General features: G+C 41.9%; 18 protein-coding genes. 16 read left to right on the top strand and 2 right to left on the bottom strand.

Going from position 1 to position 21841, the window contains the following annotated elements; genetic code table 11:
* The first annotated feature begins 3 nt into the window (after positions 1-3).
* Entirely contained in the window at positions 4-702 is a 699-nt protein-coding gene (porT, locus tag BUC10_RS13570) for a type IX secretion/gliding motility protein PorT/SprT (protein ID WP_073180676.1), read from the top strand.
* Positions 703-729: 27 nt separating this feature from the next.
* On the opposite strand, the gene BUC10_RS13565 is transcribed toward porT, so the two are convergent.
* A complete protein-coding gene (locus BUC10_RS13565; RefSeq protein ID WP_073180579.1) occupies positions 730-1446 on the bottom strand; it encodes a TrmH family RNA methyltransferase in 717 nt (238 codons plus the stop codon).
* Positions 1447-1470: 24 nt separating this feature from the next.
* Between BUC10_RS13565 and tamL the strand changes: the two genes are divergently transcribed.
* Genes tamL through accD form a run of 3 tightly spaced genes read left to right on the top strand, consistent with a single transcriptional unit; the run spans position 1471 to position 6091 of the window.
* Positions 1471-4071 (top strand): translocation and assembly module lipoprotein TamL, encoded by a 2601-nt coding sequence (gene tamL / locus BUC10_RS13560; RefSeq protein WP_073180577.1) that lies wholly within the window; start codon positions 1471-1473, stop codon positions 4069-4071.
* Positions 4072-4125: 54 nt separating this feature from the next.
* The gene (fbaA, locus tag BUC10_RS13555) at positions 4126-5193 is read left to right on the top strand and encodes a class II fructose-bisphosphate aldolase (protein ID WP_073180574.1); all 1068 of its coding nucleotides are present in this window, start codon (positions 4126-4128) and stop codon (positions 5191-5193) included.
* 37 nt (positions 5194-5230) lie between these two features.
* Positions 5231-6091, top strand: a complete 861-nt coding sequence (accD, locus tag BUC10_RS13550; protein ID WP_073180572.1) for an acetyl-CoA carboxylase, carboxyltransferase subunit beta — start codon at positions 5231-5233, stop codon at positions 6089-6091.
* Positions 6092-6140: 49 nt separating this feature from the next.
* Here the strand turns inward: accD and BUC10_RS13545 are convergent, their stop codons facing one another.
* Positions 6141-7028: a hypothetical protein gene (locus tag BUC10_RS13545; protein WP_073180570.1), complete on the bottom strand. Its 888-nt coding sequence runs from the start codon at positions 7026-7028 to the stop codon at positions 6141-6143.
* Positions 7029-7181: 153 nt separating this feature from the next.
* Between BUC10_RS13545 and rpsO the strand changes: the two genes are divergently transcribed.
* From rpsO to BUC10_RS13485, 12 genes are all read left to right on the top strand, one after another.
* Positions 7182-7451, top strand: a complete 270-nt coding sequence (rpsO, locus tag BUC10_RS13540) for a 30S ribosomal protein S15 (RefSeq protein WP_073180567.1) — start codon at positions 7182-7184, stop codon at positions 7449-7451.
* Positions 7452-7677: 226 nt separating this feature from the next.
* Positions 7678-9903, top strand: a complete 2226-nt coding sequence (locus BUC10_RS13535) for a polyribonucleotide nucleotidyltransferase (protein ID WP_073180674.1) — start codon at positions 7678-7680, stop codon at positions 9901-9903.
* 165 nt (positions 9904-10068) lie between these two features.
* Complete coding sequence (locus BUC10_RS13530; protein WP_073180565.1) at positions 10069-10932, top strand: sigma-70 family RNA polymerase sigma factor; 864 nt, start codon at positions 10069-10071, stop codon at positions 10930-10932.
* A 294-nt stretch (positions 10933-11226) separates the two neighbouring features.
* Positions 11227-12291, top strand: coding sequence for a sensor histidine kinase (locus BUC10_RS13525; RefSeq protein WP_073180672.1), 1065 nt, complete (start codon positions 11227-11229; stop codon positions 12289-12291).
* A 9-nt stretch (positions 12292-12300) separates the two neighbouring features.
* On the top strand, positions 12301-13044 hold the full coding sequence (locus tag BUC10_RS13520) for a LytR/AlgR family response regulator transcription factor (protein ID WP_073180563.1): 744 nt from the start codon (positions 12301-12303) through the stop codon (positions 13042-13044).
* 198 nt (positions 13045-13242) lie between these two features.
* Positions 13243-15456 carry a DUF5916 domain-containing protein gene (locus BUC10_RS13515; protein WP_073180561.1) on the top strand — a complete coding sequence of 738 codons (2214 nt, stop codon included), beginning with the start codon at positions 13243-13245 and terminating at the stop codon, positions 15454-15456.
* 127 nt (positions 15457-15583) lie between these two features.
* A complete protein-coding gene (locus BUC10_RS13510) occupies positions 15584-16363 on the top strand; it encodes a leishmanolysin-related zinc metalloendopeptidase (protein ID WP_073180559.1) in 780 nt (259 codons plus the stop codon).
* 80 nt (positions 16364-16443) lie between these two features.
* Positions 16444-17484: an AraC family transcriptional regulator gene (locus BUC10_RS13505; protein WP_073180557.1), complete on the top strand. Its 1041-nt coding sequence runs from the start codon at positions 16444-16446 to the stop codon at positions 17482-17484.
* Between the two features lie 86 nt (positions 17485-17570).
* A complete protein-coding gene (locus BUC10_RS13500; RefSeq protein WP_073180555.1) occupies positions 17571-18377 on the top strand; it encodes a type 1 glutamine amidotransferase domain-containing protein in 807 nt (268 codons plus the stop codon).
* Positions 18378-18380: 3 nt separating this feature from the next.
* Positions 18381-20081, top strand: coding sequence for a serine hydrolase domain-containing protein (locus tag BUC10_RS13495; RefSeq protein WP_073180553.1), 1701 nt, complete (start codon positions 18381-18383; stop codon positions 20079-20081).
* Positions 20082-20185: 104 nt separating this feature from the next.
* Positions 20186-20845, top strand: a complete 660-nt coding sequence (gene rpe / locus BUC10_RS13490) for a ribulose-phosphate 3-epimerase (RefSeq protein WP_073180551.1) — start codon at positions 20186-20188, stop codon at positions 20843-20845.
* The gene (locus BUC10_RS13485) at positions 20845-21828 is read left to right on the top strand and encodes a YpdA family putative bacillithiol disulfide reductase (RefSeq protein WP_073180548.1); all 984 of its coding nucleotides are present in this window, start codon (positions 20845-20847) and stop codon (positions 21826-21828) included. The genes rpe and BUC10_RS13485 overlap by 1 nt, the downstream gene beginning before the upstream one ends.
* The last annotated feature ends 13 nt before the right edge of the window (positions 21829-21841 follow it).

Raw genomic sequence — 21841 nt, 5'->3', positions numbered from 1 at the left:
TTGATGAAAAACCTCTTATCGTTGTTTGCCGTGCTCCTTTTGGTATGTTCAAACTCCACTGCCCAATTCAAGGAAGACCCTGTACTCAATCTCCAGTCGGAAGATTTGAAGTTCCTCAACTGGGGCTACTATCTAGGGTTCAACCAATATGATTTTCAGTTTGAATACGAGAATGATATAGGCCAAGACGTTTTAGTTGATAAAAGTCTCGGTTTCAATGTAGGGCTGATCGGGGAAATGCGTATTAATGAATTTTTGGACGTACGCTTTGAACCGGGACTTCTCTATGCACAACGAATATTGGGGTTTCCAGGGTTTACATCGGAAGCGGATGCTATCAGGGAAGTTCGGTCCACTTATATCAGGTTTCCTTTATTACTAAAGGCCAGCACCAAAAGATTTGGGAACTGGAAGCCTTATATCACCGGAGGGGTTTATACCTCCCTCAATCTAGGAGCCAAGGAAGATAGCTTGGACGACAATAGTAGTGGAGAATTCCGAATGAAGAAAAACGTTTATGGTTACGAACTTGGGTTTGGTATTGATATTTATACGGAGTACTTCAAGTTCTCACCTTCCATTCGAGGAGTATTTGCGTTATCGGACGAACTGGTTCCGGACGATGACCCCAATAGTCCATGGACCGGGAACATTAGTGGAATACGCACCAGAGGGTTCTTTATCAACTTTACGTTTGAGTAATTTCCTTGCCATTTTAACCTTAACTACCTAGCGGCGGATTTCGTTGAGGAGAATTGCAGCGGCTGTTGCTACATTCAAACTCTCCGCAGTGGCCTCCCCAAATTGGGGAATAGCGATTCGCTCCCCCACCAAGGCTGCAATTTTGGTGGAAATACCATTGGCCTCATTGCCCAATACCAAAATTCCAGCATGCGACATCTGTTTCTTATAAACCACATCTCCATCCATAAACGCACCGTATAACGGAAGTTGGGTGTTTCGACAGTACGTTTCTAAGTCAACATAGTTGATAGTAACCCTAGCTATTGAACCCATTGTCGCTTGCAATACTTTGGGATTATAACAATCTACCGTATCCTCCGAACAGACCAATTGCGTTATCCCAAACCAATCACATAACCGTATGATGGTCCCCAAGTTTCCGGGATCCCTAACGGCATCCAAAGCCACCACCCAGCCCATTTCAGCAATGCCTTGTGGTTCTGGAATATGAAAAACCCCAAGAATTCCACTTGGGGTCTTTTGTCCACTAATCTGCTTAAAATCCTTATTGGACAACTCGATATAATCAATGGACCGACCCAGTTCCGCCCCTGTTTCCGCAAATAGTTCATAAACCTTCAAACCTGCCTCCACAAGTTCCAAAACTGTCTTTTTTCCTTCTACAACAAACAGCTTGTGTTGAGTTCGGTACTTTTTTTGCTGTAAGCTAGCAACTAGTTTAATTTGGTTTTTGGTAACCATCTAAATCGTGTATTTTTGGCGTCTATGAGGGGTTCTTATGGTCTAATGCATTACTGGGCAAAAATAGGATTATTGTTGCTTATGCTGACCATGCTTGGCTGCAATACCCTTAAAAAGGTGGATGACGGGGAATTACTGCTTACCAAGAATTCCATTTACACCGACGAGGACAAAATTAAGGACGAGGACATTCGAAGTCTTATCTCCCAAAAACCCAATAGCAGTGTACTAGGTTACCCATTACGACTCAATTTGTATAATCTGGCCAAGGAAAATCCCGATTCCTCTTTCACCGATTGGCTGCACAGAAAAGAAAAAAGAGAAAAACGACTCAACAACTTTCTTTCCGAAAAGCAAGTTAACCGATTAAGGGAATCCTTTGTGGTCAAAGGAGCCAGTGAGTTTTTAAAACGTATAGGGGAGCCTCCTTCGATTATTGACACCGCACTTACCCAAAAAACAGTGGACAGGCTAAAAGCCTATTATAATAGCAAGGGGTATTTCAACAATACGGGGCATTATACCATAGTGCAAGGAAAGCGTAAAAAACGTGCAGAAATTGAATATCGAATCCAATTGGAGCAACCTTTCATGCTGGATACCATTATCAAAAACATTACCTCTCCAGAATTGGATTCCATTTACAACGTTGCTGCTTCTGAATCCTTTGTGAAAGATGGAGATCAGTTTGATTTGGCCAAATTCAATAGTGAGCGAGAACGGCTTACCGCGCTTTTTAGAAATTCAGGGGTTTACAATTTTCAGGAAAGCTCCATTAACTACGACATCTTAAGGGACACATCTAAAGTGGCCAATGACCAGCTCATGGATGTACAGTTAAATGTCCAGAAACCGCGAAGTATTGGGGATAGTATCAGCAACGTTAGTCCGTATAGGATTCATCGATTTGAAAAAATCAATATTTATGCGGATTATCAAATTAATGGAAATGCAGATTCGCTAAAGTCCATTAACTATGAGGACTATACCATTTTTTATCACGACGAACTAAAATACAAGCCCAAGGCACTAACCGATGCCATTTTTTTTGAAAAAGATAGCGTATACAGGGATTTGGATCGTATTAGGTCATACAGACAAATCACGAACCTCAATACCTTCCGCTATCCCAACATGGAATTCATTCCGGATACGACCCAGGCGCGGCTTATTTCAAACATCTACCTATCCCCAAGACCCAAATTCTCCTTGAATCTGGATTTTGACATTACCCATTCCAACATCCAACGAATAGGTACCGCCTTTAGCGCCGGTGTAATCACCAGAAACGTATTTGGTGGTGCGGAAACTTTAAGTATCAATGCCAGGGGCTCTGTGGGTCTTTTGAGCGATGCCTCCTTGTCCGATGGTGAGTTTACCTCAGAGCTGGGTGGAGACATTAATATTACATTCCCAAGGATATGGCTCCCATTCAGCACGGAAAATGTGATTCCATATTATATGTTACCGCAAAGTAGGTTTTTGGTGGGTACAAATTTTCAGAAAAACATTGGTTTGGACAGGCAGTCATTTAACTCGGTACTCTCCTTTAATTGGTCCCCGGACACCCGCTTAAAACACAATATTGAACTTTTGAACGTGGAGTTTGTACGAAACGTGAACCCGGACAATTTCTTCAATGAGTATCGTAACACCTATAGCCGTTTGGATGAGGTCGCAGATCAATTTGAGACCAATCCAGATTTTGCATCCTTTTATGATGAAAATGTTGACCCCGGCCAGGATGATGATGATGATCTGGAATTATTGATTCCCGACGGCACCACCGCCTTCACAGATGCTGTGCTGCAGCCTGGTTTTGATATAGACAATGATGATTTGGCTACGGTTAGGAGTATTGAGGAAAGGAGACAGCGCCTTACCGAAAACAACCTCATTTTTGCCAGTAACTACACCTTTACCAAAAACAGTAAACTGGACATCAATGACAATGATTTTTACCAGTTCAGATTCAAATTGGAAAGTGCAGGCAACTTACTTTCCCTTTTGGAGGACGTGGTTCCTTATAATAAGAACGACAACGATCAGCTATTGGTTTTTGGGGTGCCTTTTACCCAATACCTTAAAACTGAACTGGATTATATAAAACATTGGGAATTGGCAGACTCCAAAGTCTTGGCCTTTAGAAGCTTTTTTGGTATGGCGGTTCCTTATGGGAATTCTGAGAGTGTACCTTTTGTTCGAAGTTACTTTGCAGGTGGTTCCAACGACAATAGGGCTTGGAATGCTTATGAGCTAGGACCTGGAAGCACCAATAACATTAATGACTTTAACGAGGCCAATCTTAAAATAGCCCTAAATCTGGAGTATCGTTTTCCTATAGCCGGAGATGTAAAAGGTGCCTTTTTTGCAGATGCTGGAAATATTTGGAATGTTTTTGACAATGAGGACAATCCAGATGCCATTTTTGATAATTTCTCCTCACTTGCGGATCTGGCACTGGGCACCGGGATGGGACTAAGATACGATTTCACCTACTTCGTTTTCCGTTTGGATATGGGCTTCAAAACCTACAATCCGGCAGAAGAATGGTCCAAACGTTGGTTTAGGGACTACAACCTTAAAAATGCCGTATTCAATATAGGTATCAATTATCCTTTCTAGACTAAATATTTTATTACTTTTGTTCCTTAATTTAACTCATAACTAACTAAAACTATGTCCCACAATATCAAGCCCGGAGTGGCTACTGGCGATGAAGTCCAGGCCATTTTCAACCATGCCAAAGAAAACGGTTATGCCCTTCCAGCGGTTAACGTAATTGGTTCCAACACAATCAATTCCGTTTTGGAAACTACCGCCGCTTTGAACTCACCGGTTATCGTTCAATTCTCTAATGGGGGAGCCCAGTTCAACGCCGGTAAAGGACTATCAAATGAAAACCAAAGAGCAGCAGTACTAGGTGCTGTTGCAGGAGCAAAACATGTGCACCAATTGGCTGAGGCCTATGGGGCAACAGTTATATTGCATACAGACCATTGCGCCAAAAAGTTGTTGCCATGGATCGATGGGATGCTGGAAGCTAGTGAAGAACATTATGCAGCTACGGGAAAGTCCCTTTTTAGTTCGCACATGATCGATCTATCCGAAGAACCCATTGAGGAAAACATTGAAATCTGCAAAAGCTATTTGGAACGCATGAGCAAGATGGACATGACCTTGGAAATTGAACTAGGGGTTACCGGGGGAGAAGAAGACGGTGTGGACAATACCGATGTGGACAGTTCTAAATTGTATACCCAACCGGAAGAAGTGGCTTATGCTTATGAGGAACTTTCCAAAGTAAGTCCAAAATTTACCATAGCTGCAGCTTTTGGCAACGTACATGGAGTCTACAAACCTGGAAACGTTACTTTAACACCTAAAATTCTTAAAAATTCCCAAGAATTCGTATCCGAAAAATACGGTGTGGAGCATAATCATATTGATTTTGTTTTTCACGGAGGTTCTGGTTCATCTGTTGAGGAGATAAGGGAATCCATTGGTTACGGGGTAATCAAAATGAACATCGATACCGACCTGCAATACGCTTTCCTATCCGGAGTGCGTGATTACGTTCAGGATAAATCCGGTTACCTTCAATCCCAAATAGGGAATCCAGATGGGGCTGACCAACCCAACAAGAAATTTTACGATCCCCGAGTTTGGCTTCGTGAAGGAGAAAAAGCTTTTGTTGAAAGATTGAAGAAAGCTTTTGAGGACTTGAATAACATCAATACCTTATAGTAGTAGCTTTAATAGCCGTTTAACTTAATTTTATTGTATGTCGTCTTGGTTTAAGAGAAAGGAAAAGGGAATACAAACAGCTACGGAGGAGAAAAAAGACACCCCTAGGGGCCTATGGTATAAGTCGCCCACAGGTAAAATTGTGGAATCCGAAGATTTGGCCAAAAACTTTTACGTTAGCCCCGAGGATGATTACCATGTCCGTATTGGAAGCAAGGAATATTTTGAGATCTTATTTGACGATAACAAGTTCAAGGAATTGGATGAGAAGTTATCCGCCAAGGATCCACTAAAATTTGTGGACACTAAAAAATACTCCGAAAGGCTGAAAGCAGCGCAACAAAAAACAGGATTGAAAGATGCCGTTCGTACCGCTGTGGGAAAATCCATGGGCAAGGAATTGGTCATTGCCTGTATGGACTTTAGCTTTATTGGTGGATCAATGGGAAGTGTTGTGGGTGAAAAGATTTCCCGGGCCATTGATGTGGCCAAAAAGAAGAAAATTCCCTTCTTGATGATTTCAAAGTCCGGGGGAGCTCGAATGATGGAAGCCGCACTATCCTTAATGCAGCTTGCCAAAACATCAGCGAAGCTGGCTCAATTGGCAGAAGCCAAAGTGCCCTATATTTCCCTATGTACTGATCCAACCACAGGAGGTACAACAGCTTCCTACGCAATGCTAGGTGACATTAATATTGCGGAACCAGGAGCATTAATTGGTTTTGCCGGCCCACGGGTAGTCAAGGATACCGTGGGGAAGGATTTACCCGAAGGGTTTCAAACTTCAGAATTCGTTAAGGAACATGGGTTTTTGGATTTTATTGCCCATCGAAAGGAACTGAAGAAGAAAATTAATTTGTACATCGACCTGATTACCAATCAGCCGGTACGAGAATAAAAAAAGCCCCGAAATACGGGGCTTTTCTTTTTTTTAACTGAATCCATTCCTATTGTTTCCAAAATCTTCTTAGGAAAATTTCCACCTCAGTGCCATCAGGCTGGGTTAAAATACCTTTTGCATCACAACTACCATCTCCAAAGTCCAAACTAGCTGTATTATCATTTCTGGAGATTTCTAGAACACCGCTCACAATAAATCTGCAGGACATTTCCCTTCGCAAAGGCGTGATCACCTCTTTTACAAATACATTGCCTTCCCTACCCACGTAAGTACGCTTGCCGGTAATTAAAAAGACATTGTCTCCCCAAAATCCAGAACCATATCCTTCTATCCATTCCCGGGTCCGGGTGCCTTCAAAGGAAGCGGTGTCCCCTTCTGGCCACGTGGCATTGAACGATGCATTAGCGGTTCCCTGCGGATTCCCATTTTCATTGGAACGCACACGTAAAATATCAGCCGATCCCTCTACAGCAACGCCATTGAAGGTAAAGTTCTTCAAGGTAAGCGCTATGGATTTGGAGGCCGCTGTCATGTCTTTCGCATAGCTTAACTGGATTGTTCCAGACAGCACATTACCATTGGGCAATTCGCATCCTTCACCAAAATCAATGGTCTTTTCCCTTGTAGTATCGGTAACAACGGTGGTAATGGTAACGCAATCGGGCAAATGGTCCGACTCATAATCAGCTTTAGCGGTCAAGGAAATTTCATCCGTGGCATAAATATCCTCGGCAATAGTAGTGACCTCTTCGGAAATCATTTCGGCTTCGTCACTATACTGCAGCTCTGTAGCCGTGATAACCTCTTCATTGGAGGTTGCAAGTTCCCCATCAACATTCTCTTCCTTGGAACAAGAAGTCACCAGCACTGTCATGGCAACAAGAAATAGTGGGGCAATTCTTGAACAGTTCATTTGTTTGAGATTCTTTTTCATAATGATTGTATTAAATGGTTTGCTCCTATGACCAATGGAAAAACAAAAGGTTTAATTTGACCGTAAAATTTTACGTTCCCAAAAAAGGGCTTATCTTTGCACGCTGATTGAGAGACGATCAGGTACATAAAAATCATTTAAATAAATATTGGAATGTATTTAACTAAAGAAGCAAAAGCCGAGATTTTCAAAAAACACGGCGGAGCAGAAAACAACACAGGTTCTACGGAAGGGCAAATCGCATTGTTCACACACCGTATCAACCACTTAACACAACACCTAAAAAAGAACCATAAAGATTATAACACTGAGCGTTCTTTGGTGAAAATGGTAGGTAAAAGACGTAGTCTTTTGGATTACCTAAAGAAAAAAGATATTGTAAAATACCGTGAGCTGATTAAAGAGCTCGGTATTAGAAAATAAAAATGATTGGGAGTCCTTTGGGCTCCCATTGTTTTTACCCTGGGCTAGACTTGGGGTTATATAAAGTCCCGACTTACAGGAAGGGCAACACAAAAAGCTACCTATAGTTTTTCATTGGTCAGTGCCCCAGGCACACACAACAACAACACAACCCGACCGTCCGGATGGCGGTAGACCAAATGTTTAACGACCCGCATTTCCAAAAATGCAGGGTAAGACAAATTTTATGATTCCAAAAACTTTTAAAGAGGTCATAGACCTCGGTGACGGTAGGGAAATTTCTATCGAAACTGGAAAATTGGCCAAACAGGCCCATGGTTCTGTTGTGGTACAATCCGGCAAGTGTATGCTATTGTGTACAGTTGTCTCCAACTACAAACAGAGCGATGTAGACTTTTTACCACTTACTGTGGACTACCGCGAAAAATTTGCTGCAGCAGGGCGTTATCCCGGTGGCTTTTTCAAACGTGAGGCAAGACCTAGCGATGGTGAGGTATTGACCATGCGTTTGGTGGACCGTGTGCTACGTCCTTTGTTCCCAAAAGATTATCATGCCGAAACACAGGTTATGATTCAATTGATGTCTCACGATGAAGATGTAATGCCTGATGCCATGGCTGGGCTTGCCGCTTCCGCTGCAATTCAACTTTCGGATTTTCCATTTGAATGCGCCATTTCGGAAGTCCGAGTGGGAAGAATCAATGGCGAATTGATCATTAATCCAACAAGAGCACAGCTCAAAGATTCTGACATTGATATGGTCATTGGAGCTTCTGCCGATTCCGTAATGATGGTGGAAGGGGAAATGGATGAGATTTCCGAAGAGGAAATGGTAGAGGCCATTAAGTTTGCACACGAAGCTATTAAAGTTCAATGTGCTGCTCAAATAAAACTAGCCGAAGCTTTCGGAAAGAAAGAAGTGCGGGAGTACGAGCCGGAGCAAGAAGATGAGGATTTAGCCAAAAAGGTGTACGACCTTACCTATGATAAGGTATATGCAATTGCCCAGGCAGGTTCTGCAAAGCATGAGCGAAGTGCTGCTTTTGACGCCATCAAAGAAGAGGTAAAAGCCACTTTTTCAGAAGAAGAATTGGAAGAAATCGGGGGCATGGTCTCCAAATACTTCTACAAGGCAGAGAAAGAAGCCGTGCGTAATCTTACTTTAGAAGAAGGTTTGCGTTTGGATGGACGTAAAACGGATGAGATCAGACCAATCTGGTGTGAAATCGATTATTTGCCATCTGTTCATGGTTCTTCCATCTTTACCAGAGGGGAAACGCAGGCCTTGGCCACTGTAACCCTAGGGACATCTAGAGAAGCCAATCAGATAGATATGCCATCTTATGAGGGTGAAGAAACTTTCTATTTGCATTATAACTTTCCTCCTTTCTCTACCGGAGAAGCTAGACCAATTCGCGGTACTTCCCGTAGAGAAGTAGGTCACGGGAACTTGGCCCAACGTGCGTTAAAAGGGATGATTCCTGAAGATTGTCCATATACGGTAAGAGTTGTTTCCGAAGTATTGGAGTCAAACGGTTCCTCTTCCATGGCTACGGTTTGTTCCGGTACAATGGCCTTGATGGATGCAGGGGTACAATTAAAAAAGCCCGTTTCAGGTATTGCAATGGGATTGATTTCCGATGCAGAAACAGGAAAGTATGCTGTTCTTTCCGATATTTTAGGTGATGAAGATCACTTGGGGGATATGGACTTCAAGGTGACAGGTACTGCCGACGGTATTACCGCGTGCCAGATGGATATTAAAGTTAAGGGATTATCCTATGAAATTTTGGTAAAGGCATTGATGCAGGCCAAAGATGGAAGACTTCATATCCTTGAAAAACTGACAGATACCATCGCGGCTCCAAATGCAGATGTGAAGTCGTACGCTCCAAAAATTGTAACCAAAATTATTCCTGGTGAATATATCGGTGCAGTTATTGGTTCTGGTGGAAAAGTGATTCAAGAATTACAAAAAGAGACCAATACCACTATTGTAATCAACGAGGATCCTGATACAGAAGAAGGTATTGTTGAAATTTTGGGTACTGGCCAAGGTGGTATTGATGCCGTAATCGCCAAAATTGATGCCCTAATGTTTAAGCCAGAAGTTGGTAGCGTTTACGAAGTAAAAGTTATCAAAATGCTGGATTTCGGTGCTGTAGTGGAATACATGGAGGCTCCAGGCAATGAAGTATTGCTTCATGTATCTGAATTGGCATGGGAACGAACTGAAAAGGTTTCCGATGTGGTTAATATGGGCGACGTTTTCGATGTAAAGTACTTCGGGCTTGACCCAAGAACCCGCAAAGAAAAGGTTTCTAGAAAGGCATTATTGCCAAAACCTGAAGGTTATGTGGAAAGACCACCAAGAAATGATAGAGGTGACCGAAGAGGCGGTGATCGAAGAGGTGGAAATCGCGACAGAGACAGAAAGCCAAGAAGGGACTAAATTAAAGGACCTTTTAGATTGACATAAGCCCTGTGGAATATCCACGGGGCTTTCTATTTAAGAAAAAAAATCCAAATAAATTTTACCAAATTGTAACTTTTTGCATTTTCCTACGTATAACTTAATGAGCTTCGGTTCTAAAATTAAAAAAGAAGGGAAAATTAGATGAGACAGTTAAAGATCACAAAACAGGTTACCAACAGGGAAACCGCATCGTTAGACAAGTATTTACAGGAAATTGGTAAGGTAGACCTGATTACCGCCGATGAAGAAGTAGAATTGGCACAACGAATTAAGGCGGGAGACCAGATAGCCTTGGAAAAACTGACTAAAGCCAACCTAAGGTTCGTGGTTTCCGTAGCAAAACAGTACCAAAACCAAGGATTAACCCTTCCTGATTTGATCAATGAAGGAAACTTGGGGCTTATTAAAGCTGCACAGCGTTTTGATGAAACCCGTGGATTTAAATTTATCTCCTATGCGGTTTGGTGGATTCGTCAGTCCATTTTACAAGCTTTGGCAGAACAATCGCGAATTGTACGTTTGCCATTGAACAAAATTGGTTCCATTAACAAGATAAACAAGACTTTTGCCTTCTTGGAGCAGGCACATGAACGTGTCCCTTCCGCTGAAGAAATTGCCAAAGAATTGGACATGACCGTGGAAGATGTGAAGCAATCGCTTAAAAATTCCGGTCGGCACGTATCCATGGATGCTCCATTAATTGATGGCGAGGATTCTAACCTATACGATGTACTGCGAAGTGGAGAGTCTCCAAATCCGGATAAGGAATTGTTGCATGAGTCTTTGCGTACTGAGATAGAACGTGCCCTTGAAACCTTAACTCCTCGAGAGGCTGATGTTATAAGGCTTTACTTCGGTTTAGCTGGCCAGCATTCCATGACCTTGGAGGAAATTGGAGAGACCTTTGATTTGACCCGTGAGCGTGTAAGACAAATCAAAGAAAAGGCCATTAGAAGGTTGAAACACACCTCCAGAAGTAAAATTTTAAAGACTTATTTGGGATAAATTATCAGATTATCCTCACAAATTACAGTTAAACAAACCTTAAATTTGTTTTTTGGCAAGAAAGTTGTAATTTGTAATCCTACAACAGTTTATCATGACTGTTCGTTTTTTGATTGATGAATAAACTCCGGCTGATTACCGGAGTTTTTTCATTTATGGTCATTGCATTTCTGTCCGAACCATACATTTAACACCCAAAACCGGTTGTCTGCGGTTCTTTTAAGCCAAACCTCCACCTATTTTGTACTTTCATAGGCAGTTTGCTATCCAAAATCCGGGATAAAGATAATGGCCATGATTGAAAAGATACTGAGCTCAAAAAACAGGATTTATTATCATCTCCTCTTTTGGTTCGTATATATTCTTTTTTACACTGTTTTTTGGGGCAGTTATAAAGGAAATTACGCCGAGGAATTCCTTCAATTGCTATTTCTATTGCCATGGAAGCTGATACCCACCTACATCACCCTCTACTATTTGATGCCCAAATTTTTATATCCCAAAAAAATGGTCACTTACGTGGTATTGTCCCTTTTGTTGGCCATCAGTATGGCGTTGATTGACCGCTATATGAGCTGGCGGTTTCTATACCGTTGGTTTTCGTTTGAAGAAGGGTACTGGAAAGACCCAGTTTGGTACTTTCCAAAAGTCCTCAATTCATTACTTCGTATATATACTCCCGTTTTTGTGGCCATGGCCATCAAATTACAACGGTTTTACTACCAGAAAGAGCAGATTAACAAGGCTTTGGAAAAAGAAAAGGTAGAAACCGAGTTAAAATTCTTAAAGGCACAAATACACCCCCATTTCCTCTTTAACACGCTAAATAGTATTTATGCCCTGTCTTTGACAAAATCCGCACAAACCCCAGATGCCGTTTTAGGGCTGTCCAAATTCCTGGACTACATGCTCTACGAATGCAATGATCGCCTAATAACCGTGGAGAAGGAGTGGGAACAATTGATGAATCTTGTGGAACTGGAACGACTTCGATATGGGGAACAGCTGACCATATCAACTGCACTGAAAGACGACAACAAGGAGAGTCTAATACCTCCCCTATTGCTTTTACCATTCGTAGAAAATGCCTTTAAACATGGTGCAGACAACCTTATTTCTGATTCGTGGATCAAAATAGACCTAAAATTGGAGAACCAACAGCTTCAGTTTATGGTGGAGAACAGCAAGGCCACAAATGAAACGGGTGAAAATTTGGATAGTGATAAAAATATCGGCCTGAAAAATGTAAAACGCCGATTGGTGCTGTTTTTCCCCAACAAACATGAACTGAAGATTTTGGAGGAACCCGACAGTTTTTTAATCAAATTGGAAATTGACTTGAGTCATTTAAGCTCCTAATTTTGCGCTATGTTCCAAAAAATTAAATGCCTTATTGTTGACGATGAACCTTTAGCAAGGGATGTGCTTCAGGGATACGCGGATCAAATTGAACAGTTGGAGGTTTTAGCCGTGTGCGCTAACGCCGTGGAAGCCTTTAGCCACATGCAAAAGACGGATGTTGATTTGGTTTTTTTGGACATTAAAATGCCTAAAATCAACGGCCTGGAATTATTAGAATCACTAAACCCAAAACCGTTGGTCGTGTTCACCACTGCCTATAGGGAATTTGCCATTAAGGCCTTTGAACTTGATGCTATTGACTACCTCCTAAAACCCATCTCCCTCGGGCGATTCATGAAAACAGTCGCCAAGGCCAACAAATATCTTTCCGGCGGAAGCGGTTCAGGTGAGATGATACAGGAAGTAAATCCAACAGGTTTACCAAGCGAGGAACCCGAGTTATTATACATCAAAACCCAAAGAAAAATTGTAAAACTCGACCTATCCGAGATCAGCTATTTGGAGAGTCTCAACGACAAGGTCATCATCCATACCAAAGAACAGGAAATTTCCACAACACAGCGGATCGGTTATTTGGCCGAAAAACTACCGAGCAAACATTTTATCCGTATTCATAGGTCCTTTATTGTTTCTTTGGAAAAGGTGACGGCCTTCAATAGTATTATGGTCGAAATAAAGGGCAAAGAACTTCCCATAGGGCGAAATTATCGTTCCAAGGCCCTTGATTCCCTACGCAGGTTTCCCAAATAATTCAAAAGAACAGTTAAGCATTCCTTAAAAGCGGTGCGAGCATTATAAAAACATCGCTTTTCAACATAATTAAAGACAGTTTCGGCATCAAACTGAACATAAACGTCATTTACCCCTATTGCCTTGACATTCCCATAAGAGACTTGATATTGGACATGGCATGAAGGTTCTTTGGGTATCATCAAAAACGAACCGTTCATGAAACTGCCTTTCACTCTTTCCCTTATCGTGGTATCTTTTGTAGGATTAGGTCAAAATGGAGGTGGCGATACCCGGGCCCTGTTCAAATATCAAATTAAGAAGGCGACTCAACCTATAGTTTTGGATGGGGCAATAGGGATTGAGGAATGGGGACAACATCTTCCCATTACAAATTTCTTTAACCATTGGCCAAGTGATGTGGGGCAGGCCCAAAATCAAACCGAGGTAAAGCTCACTTACGATGATCAAAACCTTTACCTCTTGGCCAAGTGCTATGATAAGGAAAGTAGGATCATTCAATCCTTGGTCCGTGATAGTGATGATGACTATTGGGGCAGTGATAATTTTTCATTCGTTCTAGACCCTGTAAACACCAAGCAAAGCGGCTTCTTTTTTGGGGTGACCGCCGGAGGAGCGGAAACGGAAGGAAATCTTACTATTGAAGGTTCCCAAACTTGGCTTTCGGAAAACTGGGATAACAAATGGGCCTCAAAAACCGCTCAATATGAAGAATACTGGTTGGTGGAAATGGCCATTCCCTTTAAAACACTACGATATAATGCCAACCAGACCACCTGGGGCATCAATTTTATCAGGGGCGATAAACAAAATAATGAGTATACCACCTGGACCCAATTCCCCGTCAATTTTAACGGTGTGAGTTTAAACTATATGGGATCTATGGAATGGGATAAAAGTCCAGAAAAAGCCAAAGGCGCCTTTATTCTAAATCCTTATGTCACCTCCTCTTCCGTAAGGGATTTTGAAGACGAAAACCAATCTGAAGCTGAATTGAACAGCGACTTGGGCGGAGAAGTTAAAATAGCACTGACCAGCAGTCTTAATTTGGACCTAACCCTGTTTCCAGACTTCTCCAATGCCGATGTGGACCAGCAGGTGACCAATATCACCCGTTTCAATATTTTTCTCCCGGAACAACGTAATTTTTTTCTAGAAAACAACGATATATTTTCCAGCTTTGGAACCTATGATATCAAACCCTTCTTTTCAAGGCGTATTGGTATCAATGATGGTGACGCGGTACCTATTGATTTTGGAGGTAGGCTGACTGGTAACATCTCCCCTACCCTGCGTGTTGGGGTGATGAACGTGCAAACACGCCAAACCGATGAATTTGCCGCTCAAAACTATAGTGTTGGAGCTTTCCAACAAAGAGTGTTGAAACGATCTGTCGTCAAAGGGCTTTTTATCAATCGGCAAGCCACAAGCAACACAGAGGAGCTGGAGTATTCAAGGAATGCAGGTCTGGAGTTCAGTTATATATCAGATAGCGGTAGGCTCAATACCACTTTTATGTATCATACCTCATTGACCCCAGAAAACTATAAGGATACCCATTTCTATGGACTCGAAGGTTCCTATACTTCCAAAAGAATAAGAACCGGCTGGACTTTCAACGTAGTGGGTGATAACTATATCACGGAATTGGGAATAAATCCGCGTTTGGAAAACACCAATGCCGAAACCGAGGAAACGGTTCGACTGGGATATACCTATATCAATCAGTGGTTCCGATATATCACCTTTGTTGAAGATGAAAACAAGAAGTTAAATTCACATGGTCTTCGTACTTGGTACAATTTGTATTTAAACCCTGATGGCACTTTAAATGAGACCCAAAACAATCTGGGTTACGATTTTCAATTTAGAAATACCGCGCGAATGATTTGGTTGACGCGCTATCGTAAGGTAAACTTGTTGTTTCCCACCTCCTTGATAGGTGATGATTTTACCCCCATTCCAATTGCCGATTACTCATTTTTATGGTCCGAGCTCTACTATGATTCCGACGAGCGTAAAACCTTTGTATGGAACACAAGCTTGGCTTATGGCCAATTCTTTAATGGTACACGTTTGGGAGCAATGGTTCAGGGCTCTTTCCGTTTAAGACCTTGGGGAAGTTTTGGTCTCACCTATGATTTTAACGATATCCAACTGGCAGAAGGTTTTGGAAAAGATAAAATCCATTTGGTCCGCTTCAATGGGGACATCAGTTTTTCCAATAAACTTTTTATGCGAAACGTATTGCAATACAATACCCAAGGCGATAATTTTAGTGCTTTTTCGCGCCTGCAATGGCGTTACAGTCCAATGTCCGACATTTTCTTGATTTTCAATGAAAACCATGATACTCAAGGCCTGGGCATAAAAAACAGGTCCCTTGTTTTGAAGGTAACGTATTGGTTATAGCCTAGCCAGTTAGAATTTTCCCTTCCTTTAACATCGCATTTTCTCATTTTACACGTAACTATTCTATACGATTCTAATCAGCACGCATTGAACATTTTAATCAATTGAGGTATAAAACTTGAAAATTATGGGATTTGCTATAGAAGTTAGATTTTTGGGTGGGTTGACACCCTCCCAACAAATTGTTTTTGATGAGGCGGCCAGCAGATGGGCAGAACTAATTACTGGAGATTTACCTAGAGTGCAACTTGCCAATGGCGAGGTAGTGGACAATGTGCGCATTGATGCACAAGGCACAAGCATTGACGGCGCTTCAGGAATTCTAGGCCAGGCCGGACCAACCCAGTTGCGTCCGGGAAGCTTTCTTCCTGCTACCGGAATTATGCGCTTTGACAGCGCAGATTTAGCACGCCTTGAGGCAGAAAATGGACTAAAAGATGTTATTATCCACGAAATGGGACATGTTCTGGGTTTCGGCACACTTTGGTCAACTGATTTTCTTGGATTGATTCAAGGTGAGGGCACCGACAATCCCGTATTCACAGGAAAAAATGCCATTATGGAATATCAAACGCTAAGTGGAGAAGAAGAAAAAATCTCTGTTCCAGTCGCAAATACCGGTGGAAGCGGTACCAGGGATGGGCATTGGAGAGAACAAGTTTTTGATAACGAACTGATGACGGGCTTTATCGATTCAGGGGGTAACCCTATCAGTAGAATGTCCGTTGCTGCGTTTGAAGACATGGGTTACGAGGTAAATTATGAGGCTGCCGATGCCTATGCTCTGCCTGACCCCACCTTGGTATCCCTAAAACAACTGAACGAAAACAATCAATGTAAGATGTGCAACAGGCAAATCCTTCGATGCAATCCTATAGTTCTGCCCCCAACTGCATTTGTGGACTAATCATAATTGGTGAACTTTAAAAGAATTCTTGGCAAAATGGAAATTTTCATAATTTAGGCATAGACCATCTATCATCAAAAATGGAATTCAACCAGAACCTCCTCTTTTTCTTTAGCGCTTTGGGTGCATTCAATGGAGTATGTTTGGGACTTTATTTTTTGTTTTTGGCAAAACCTAGACATGTCTCCAATCGGTTTTTAGGGGTTATGTTACTTATGATGAGTTTCAGGATAGGCAAATCCGTAATTTTTTATTTCAATCCGGATTTGGCCTTTATTTATCTACAATTAGGACTTACAGCATGTTTTTTCGTAGGCCCCTTTCTTTTCTTCTATGTGTCGTCAATAGTAATTCCAAAAAGTAAGATTACAACTCGTTGGATATATCACATACTGCTGTTGGCTCCCGTGATAGTCATTTTCGGCATTCTTTACCCATTTGAAAAATTCGTCCATCTCTGGAGGCACTATGTCATATATGGAATCTATTTGCAATGGTTTTTTTACATTCTCGCCTCTGGTTGGGTCTTAAGGTCCAAGTTTTCCAAGCTTTTCAGAACCAATCACAAAATGAATGCCCAAGAAATTTGGCTCATAAGTGTTTTTGTTGGGAACCTTGTAATTTGGGCAGCCTATTACTTCACCAATATCACTTACTATTTGGTAGGTGCATTGACATTCTCCTTTTTGTTTTACCTGTTGGCCCTTTTGGTATTTTTCAATCGAAAGAAGAACGGTTCCATTTTTGTTCCCGAACAACGCTATGCGGACAAACGAATTTCTGATGAGGAGGCTAATTCCATGATCAGAAAATTAAATGGTCTAATGCAAAATGAAGAACCTCATGTGAATGCAAATCTTAAATCCTCGGATATTGCCAAGAAAATGAATGTATCTGTTCATCAGCTCTCACAACTGCTTAACGATAATCTTGGAAAAAGCTTTCCGATTTACGTGAACGAATTCCGGATTTCGAAGGCCAAAGAACTGCTAACCTCACAAACCCACCTAACTTTGGAAGCAATTGGCTATGAATCTGGTTTTAATTCAAAATCTACATTCTTTAGCACCTTTAAAAAGCTAACAGGGATGACGCCCTCCCAGTTTAGGTCGGAAAAGTAGGGTTCATTTTTATAAATCCGAACTCCTAGTTTATAAGTTCTCATCGTGCTGACCATGGAAATCTGAAAATTGCCAAAAATAAGGCAATGAGACAGCTTGTATCCATAGTTTTAGTTCTTTTCACATGTTCTTGTCATCAAAAACAAACCTACAACCAAAAGGAGGGGAACGTAACGCAAACTACCATCGCGTCCAACCATATTGGCAAAATTCTATTTATAACCTCTAACCAGCATACCTATGGCGATACAGATATTAATGCCGCCAATCATTTTGCTGAATTGGTATTGGCCTATGACGAATTTGAAAGAGCTGGTTACGACGTTGACTTTGTAAGTCCTGAAGGTGGACCAATACCCATAGGATACCTGAATACCTCAGATAGCATCGAAAAAAAATACCTCTACGACTTCAACTTTATGGAATTGCTCAAAACCACCATGAAACCAAGTGACGTTGTCCCTGAGGATTATCAAGCGGTCTATTATGGGGGTGGCGGCGCGGCCATGTTCGGGGTCCCCGAAAATAAATTGATACAACGCATCAGTATGGAAATTTATGAAAAGAACAAGGGCGTCATCTCCGCTATTTGTCATGGTTCGGCAGGTCTGGTCAACCTAAAAACCTCAGAAGGCGAATATATCTACAAGAACAAAAAGGTAAACGGTTTCCCGGATCTGTTCGAAAACATGGAAGCGACGTACTATAAACAGTTCCCTTTTTCCATACAACAACTGCTTACCGAACGTGGCGGAGATTTTCAGTATTCGAAGGAAGGCTGGGATAATTTCTCCATTGCAGATGATAGACTTATAACGGGCCAAGACCCAACTGCGGCAGCCTCAGTCGCCCAACTGGTTATCAACAAATTAAAAAGTATTCAAAACCCATAGATTATGAACAGAATTTTTATAGGTGCCGCACTCTTACTTTCCCATTTGGGAATGGCGCAGCTTAGTCCAATGGATGAACTGGAATTGGACAGTCTTTATACCGAATGGAGTCAAAATACTGGTCCTGGGGTAGCAGCCGGTCTTATGTATGGAAAAGAAATCTCGTACATCAAGGGATTTGGACTTGCCGATGTTGAACATAATACCGCGATTACTCCAAAAACCAAGTTTCAGGTGGATCATCTCTCACGTCAGTTTACCGTATTGGCACTTTTAATATTAGAGCAACAGGGTAAACTAAAATTGGACGATCCTGTTCGAAATTATGTAACCGACCTTCCAAACTATGGGCACGATCTATTGCTACGGCATTTGGTCAACCATACAAGTGGATTGAATGACTGTAACACCGTAAAATACATTTTGGGCAAAGAGGAGGACGATGTCTTCACCCATCAGGATGCGCTGCGCTTAATACGAAGTCAAAAAACGCTAAATTTTAAGCCTGGAACCTCTTTTTCCTATATTGTTTCCAAAACTGAGTTGACGCTTATTGCCGAAGTGGTTGCCAAGGTTTCTGAGCAATCTTTTGCTGCTTTTACCAAGGAGCATATTTTCGAGCCACTTGAGATGAAAGATTCCCAGTTTCTGGAGGACTATAATGCCATTATTCCAGGTGGAGCGAAGTCTTATCAATTACAAAATGAAGAGCTTATCAATAAGGCGTTGAACCAAAGCGATGCCGGCCCCACAAACCTATTCACCTCGGTAGAGGACATGTTCATCTGGTATTCTTGGTTCAATTATCCCGGGGATGCAGGGCTTTCGGTTTCGCTAAAGCGCTTGGATGAACCTGCCCAATTGGACGCTGGAGGCACATTTGATTCTGCCTGGGGGAAAATGACCTTGGGCCGGGAATTTTATCATAAAGAACGTGGGCTGCCCTGTTACTGGCAGTATGGTCTGTCTGGCGGCTACGCTGCCAACGTATTCCGTTTTCCAGAGCAACAACTCATCTCATTTGTCTTGGGAAACAACAACAGGTACAACGGTATGCCAGCCATGTCCATGGCCTATCATTTCCTGGATGATAAATTCCCAGAACCCCAATCCATCGATGCAAGCAAAATCAGCACAAAAAAGGTAAACAGTTCACGCTTAAAATCCTACGAGGGCGAATACTGGAACAAAAAAAGGGCTCTCGCCAGAAAGTTGTTCGTATCCAATGATACCCTTCGCTATGCCCGACTAAATGAAGACGAAGGCTTACCAATGATTCCCCTAGAGAAGGGCGAGAGATTCCAGCTATTGGTGGACAGTGATGATAAAATTATTTTGGGATTCAAGGAAACAAATGGGTCCGAGACCTACGGCATTACACTTGGTGATAGTGACCCAAGTTATTACGAAAAATACGCACCTATTTCGCCTACAACCGAGCAACTTCATACATATTCAGGCTCCTATTATTCGGAATCCTTGGGAGTAGTGTATACGTTTTCAGTCAAAACTGATGGACTTCAAGCCGAAGGACCTGATGGCACGTTAGTTGAATTCTTCCCAGTGGTAAAAGACGTTTTCCGAAGTCAAATCGCGGCATTTGGGAGTATCAACTTTGAGCGGGATACAGAAGGCGACATTGATGCGTTTACTATCCAAACCGATGGAATTGAGGGGCTAAAATTCGTGAAATTTGATATTTAGAAGGTTTTGTAACCTCATGGGAAGTGATAAAGTGAATAGGGTCTTTTCCTAACCGAACCATTTCATTTCGCTACTTTTGTACCGTAAACGCTCAAAAAATCAACATGGGTAAACGGTTAGTGGCACCATCTCTTCTGGCGGCAGATTTTGCCAACCTTCAGAGGGATATTGAAATAGTCAACAATAGCAAGGCCGATTGGTTTCATTTGGATGTAATGGATGGGGTTTTTGTACCCAATATTTCCTTCGGGATGCCGGTGGTTAAATCCATTGCCAAACATGCGAAAAAGACATTGGACGTACATCTAATGATTGTAGACCCCGACCGATATGTAAAGACATTTGCTGACTTGGGTGCGGACAATCTCACGGTTCACTATGAGGCTTGCAACCATTTACACCGTACGTTACAATCCATCAAATCTGAAGGAATGAAAGCTGGAGTTGCCTTAAACCCACATACGTCCATTGGGCTTTTGGAAGACACCATTCAAGATATAGATTTGGTTTGCCTTATGAGCGTCAATCCTGGGTTTGGAGGTCAATCGTTCATAGAAAACACCTACCAGAAAGTTGCTGCCCTCAAGAATCTCATAGAAAAGAAAAATTCCAATGCCCTAATTGAAATTGATGGTGGGGTCAATGCGACCAATGCCAAAAGGTTAGTGGACTCAGGGGCAGATGTGCTCGTTGCAGGGAGTTTTGTCTTTAAAAGTGAAAATCCCGAGGCCACGATTCTGGATTTAAAAGAACGTATTGGATAATGCAAGAATTGGATGTAATCATAATTGGTGGGGGACCTATTGGGATTGCCTGTGGTCTTGAGGCCAAAAAGCAGGGATTAAGTTATTTAATCATTGAAAAGGGACCCATTGTCAATTCATTGTTCAATTACCCCATCAACATGCAGTTTTTTTCCTCATCCGAAAAATTGGAGATTGATGAAATTCCATTTATTAGTAAAGAAGCCAAACCCAAAAGAAATGAAGCTTTAGAGTATTACAGAAGAATTGTAACCTCCAACCAATTGCAAATCCACTTGTTTGAAAAAGTCTTGGAGGTGGAAAAAGAAAATAACAGCTTCAAAATTCAAACTGATAAGGCCAACTATACTGGAAAACATGTAATCGTGGCAACGGGGTTTTATGATCTTCCAAACAAAATCAATGTTCCTGGAGAGGACTTACCCAAAGTTTCCCATTACTACAAAGACCCCCATTTCTATGCCAGTCAAAAGTTAGCCGTGGTCGGCGCGAGTAATTCTGCCATTGATGCGGCTCTGGAATGCTACAGAAAAGGTGCAGAGGTAACTTTGATTATTCGGGGGCCGGAGGTTGGCCAACGTGTGAAGTATTGGGTTCGGCCCGATATTATCAACAGGATAGAGGAGGGTAGCATCAAAGCATATTATAATTCGGAAGTCAAGGAAATAAAACCTACCTATCTCACTATTGCCACCCCAGATGGGGACATGGAATTGGAAAATGATTTTGTTCTCGCCTTGACCGGATACATGCCCAATTTTGAATTCTTGGAAAAGCTTGGTATTGCCCTTTCCCAAGACGAAAAACGACTTCCATCGTATAATCCTGAAACCATGGAAACTAATGTGGAGGGACTGTATTTGGCCGGTGTTATCTGTGGTGGCATGGAAACCCATAAATGGTTTATTGAGAACTCCAGGATTCATGCTCCTATCATCGTGAATTCCATTAAGGAGAAATTACAATTAGCAGTACAAAACTAGCCTAGGGGTTATG

The sequence above is a fragment of the Flagellimonas flava genome (assembly GCF_900129665.1).
GTDB classification, from domain to species: domain Bacteria; phylum Bacteroidota; class Bacteroidia; order Flavobacteriales; family Flavobacteriaceae; genus Flagellimonas; species Flagellimonas flava.
Note: the sequence above shows the minus strand (reverse complement) of the source record. Positions and strands in the feature narration are given on the sequence as shown.

What these genes read in the sequence shown, in the direction of transcription:
- porT (WP_073180676.1), top strand. Translation starts at nt 4, where the DNA reads ATGAAAAACCTCTTATCGTTGTTTGCCGTGCTCCTTTTGGTATGTTCA.
- BUC10_RS13565 (WP_073180579.1), bottom strand. Translation starts at nt 1,446, where the DNA reads ATGGTTACCAAAAACCAAATTAAACTAGTTGCTAGCTTACAGCAAAAA.
- tamL (WP_073180577.1), top strand. Translation starts at nt 1,471, where the DNA reads ATGAGGGGTTCTTATGGTCTAATGCATTACTGGGCAAAAATAGGATTA.
- fbaA (WP_073180574.1), top strand. Translation starts at nt 4,126, where the DNA reads ATGTCCCACAATATCAAGCCCGGAGTGGCTACTGGCGATGAAGTCCAG.
- accD (WP_073180572.1), top strand. Translation starts at nt 5,231, where the DNA reads ATGTCGTCTTGGTTTAAGAGAAAGGAAAAGGGAATACAAACAGCTACG.
- BUC10_RS13545 (WP_073180570.1), bottom strand. Translation starts at nt 7,028, where the DNA reads ATGAAAAAGAATCTCAAACAAATGAACTGTTCAAGAATTGCCCCACTA.
- rpsO (WP_073180567.1), top strand. Translation starts at nt 7,182, where the DNA reads ATGTATTTAACTAAAGAAGCAAAAGCCGAGATTTTCAAAAAACACGGC.
- BUC10_RS13535 (WP_073180674.1), top strand. Translation starts at nt 7,678, where the DNA reads ATGATTCCAAAAACTTTTAAAGAGGTCATAGACCTCGGTGACGGTAGG.
- BUC10_RS13530 (WP_073180565.1), top strand. Translation starts at nt 10,069, where the DNA reads ATGAGACAGTTAAAGATCACAAAACAGGTTACCAACAGGGAAACCGCA.
- BUC10_RS13525 (WP_073180672.1), top strand. Translation starts at nt 11,227, where the DNA reads ATGATTGAAAAGATACTGAGCTCAAAAAACAGGATTTATTATCATCTC.
- BUC10_RS13520 (WP_073180563.1), top strand. Translation starts at nt 12,301, where the DNA reads ATGTTCCAAAAAATTAAATGCCTTATTGTTGACGATGAACCTTTAGCA.
- BUC10_RS13515 (WP_073180561.1), top strand. Translation starts at nt 13,243, where the DNA reads ATGAAACTGCCTTTCACTCTTTCCCTTATCGTGGTATCTTTTGTAGGA.
- BUC10_RS13510 (WP_073180559.1), top strand. Translation starts at nt 15,584, where the DNA reads ATGGGATTTGCTATAGAAGTTAGATTTTTGGGTGGGTTGACACCCTCC.
- BUC10_RS13505 (WP_073180557.1), top strand. Translation starts at nt 16,444, where the DNA reads ATGGAATTCAACCAGAACCTCCTCTTTTTCTTTAGCGCTTTGGGTGCA.
- BUC10_RS13500 (WP_073180555.1), top strand. Translation starts at nt 17,571, where the DNA reads ATGAGACAGCTTGTATCCATAGTTTTAGTTCTTTTCACATGTTCTTGT.
- BUC10_RS13495 (WP_073180553.1), top strand. Translation starts at nt 18,381, where the DNA reads ATGAACAGAATTTTTATAGGTGCCGCACTCTTACTTTCCCATTTGGGA.
- rpe (WP_073180551.1), top strand. Translation starts at nt 20,186, where the DNA reads ATGGGTAAACGGTTAGTGGCACCATCTCTTCTGGCGGCAGATTTTGCC.
- BUC10_RS13485 (WP_073180548.1), top strand. Translation starts at nt 20,845, where the DNA reads ATGCAAGAATTGGATGTAATCATAATTGGTGGGGGACCTATTGGGATT.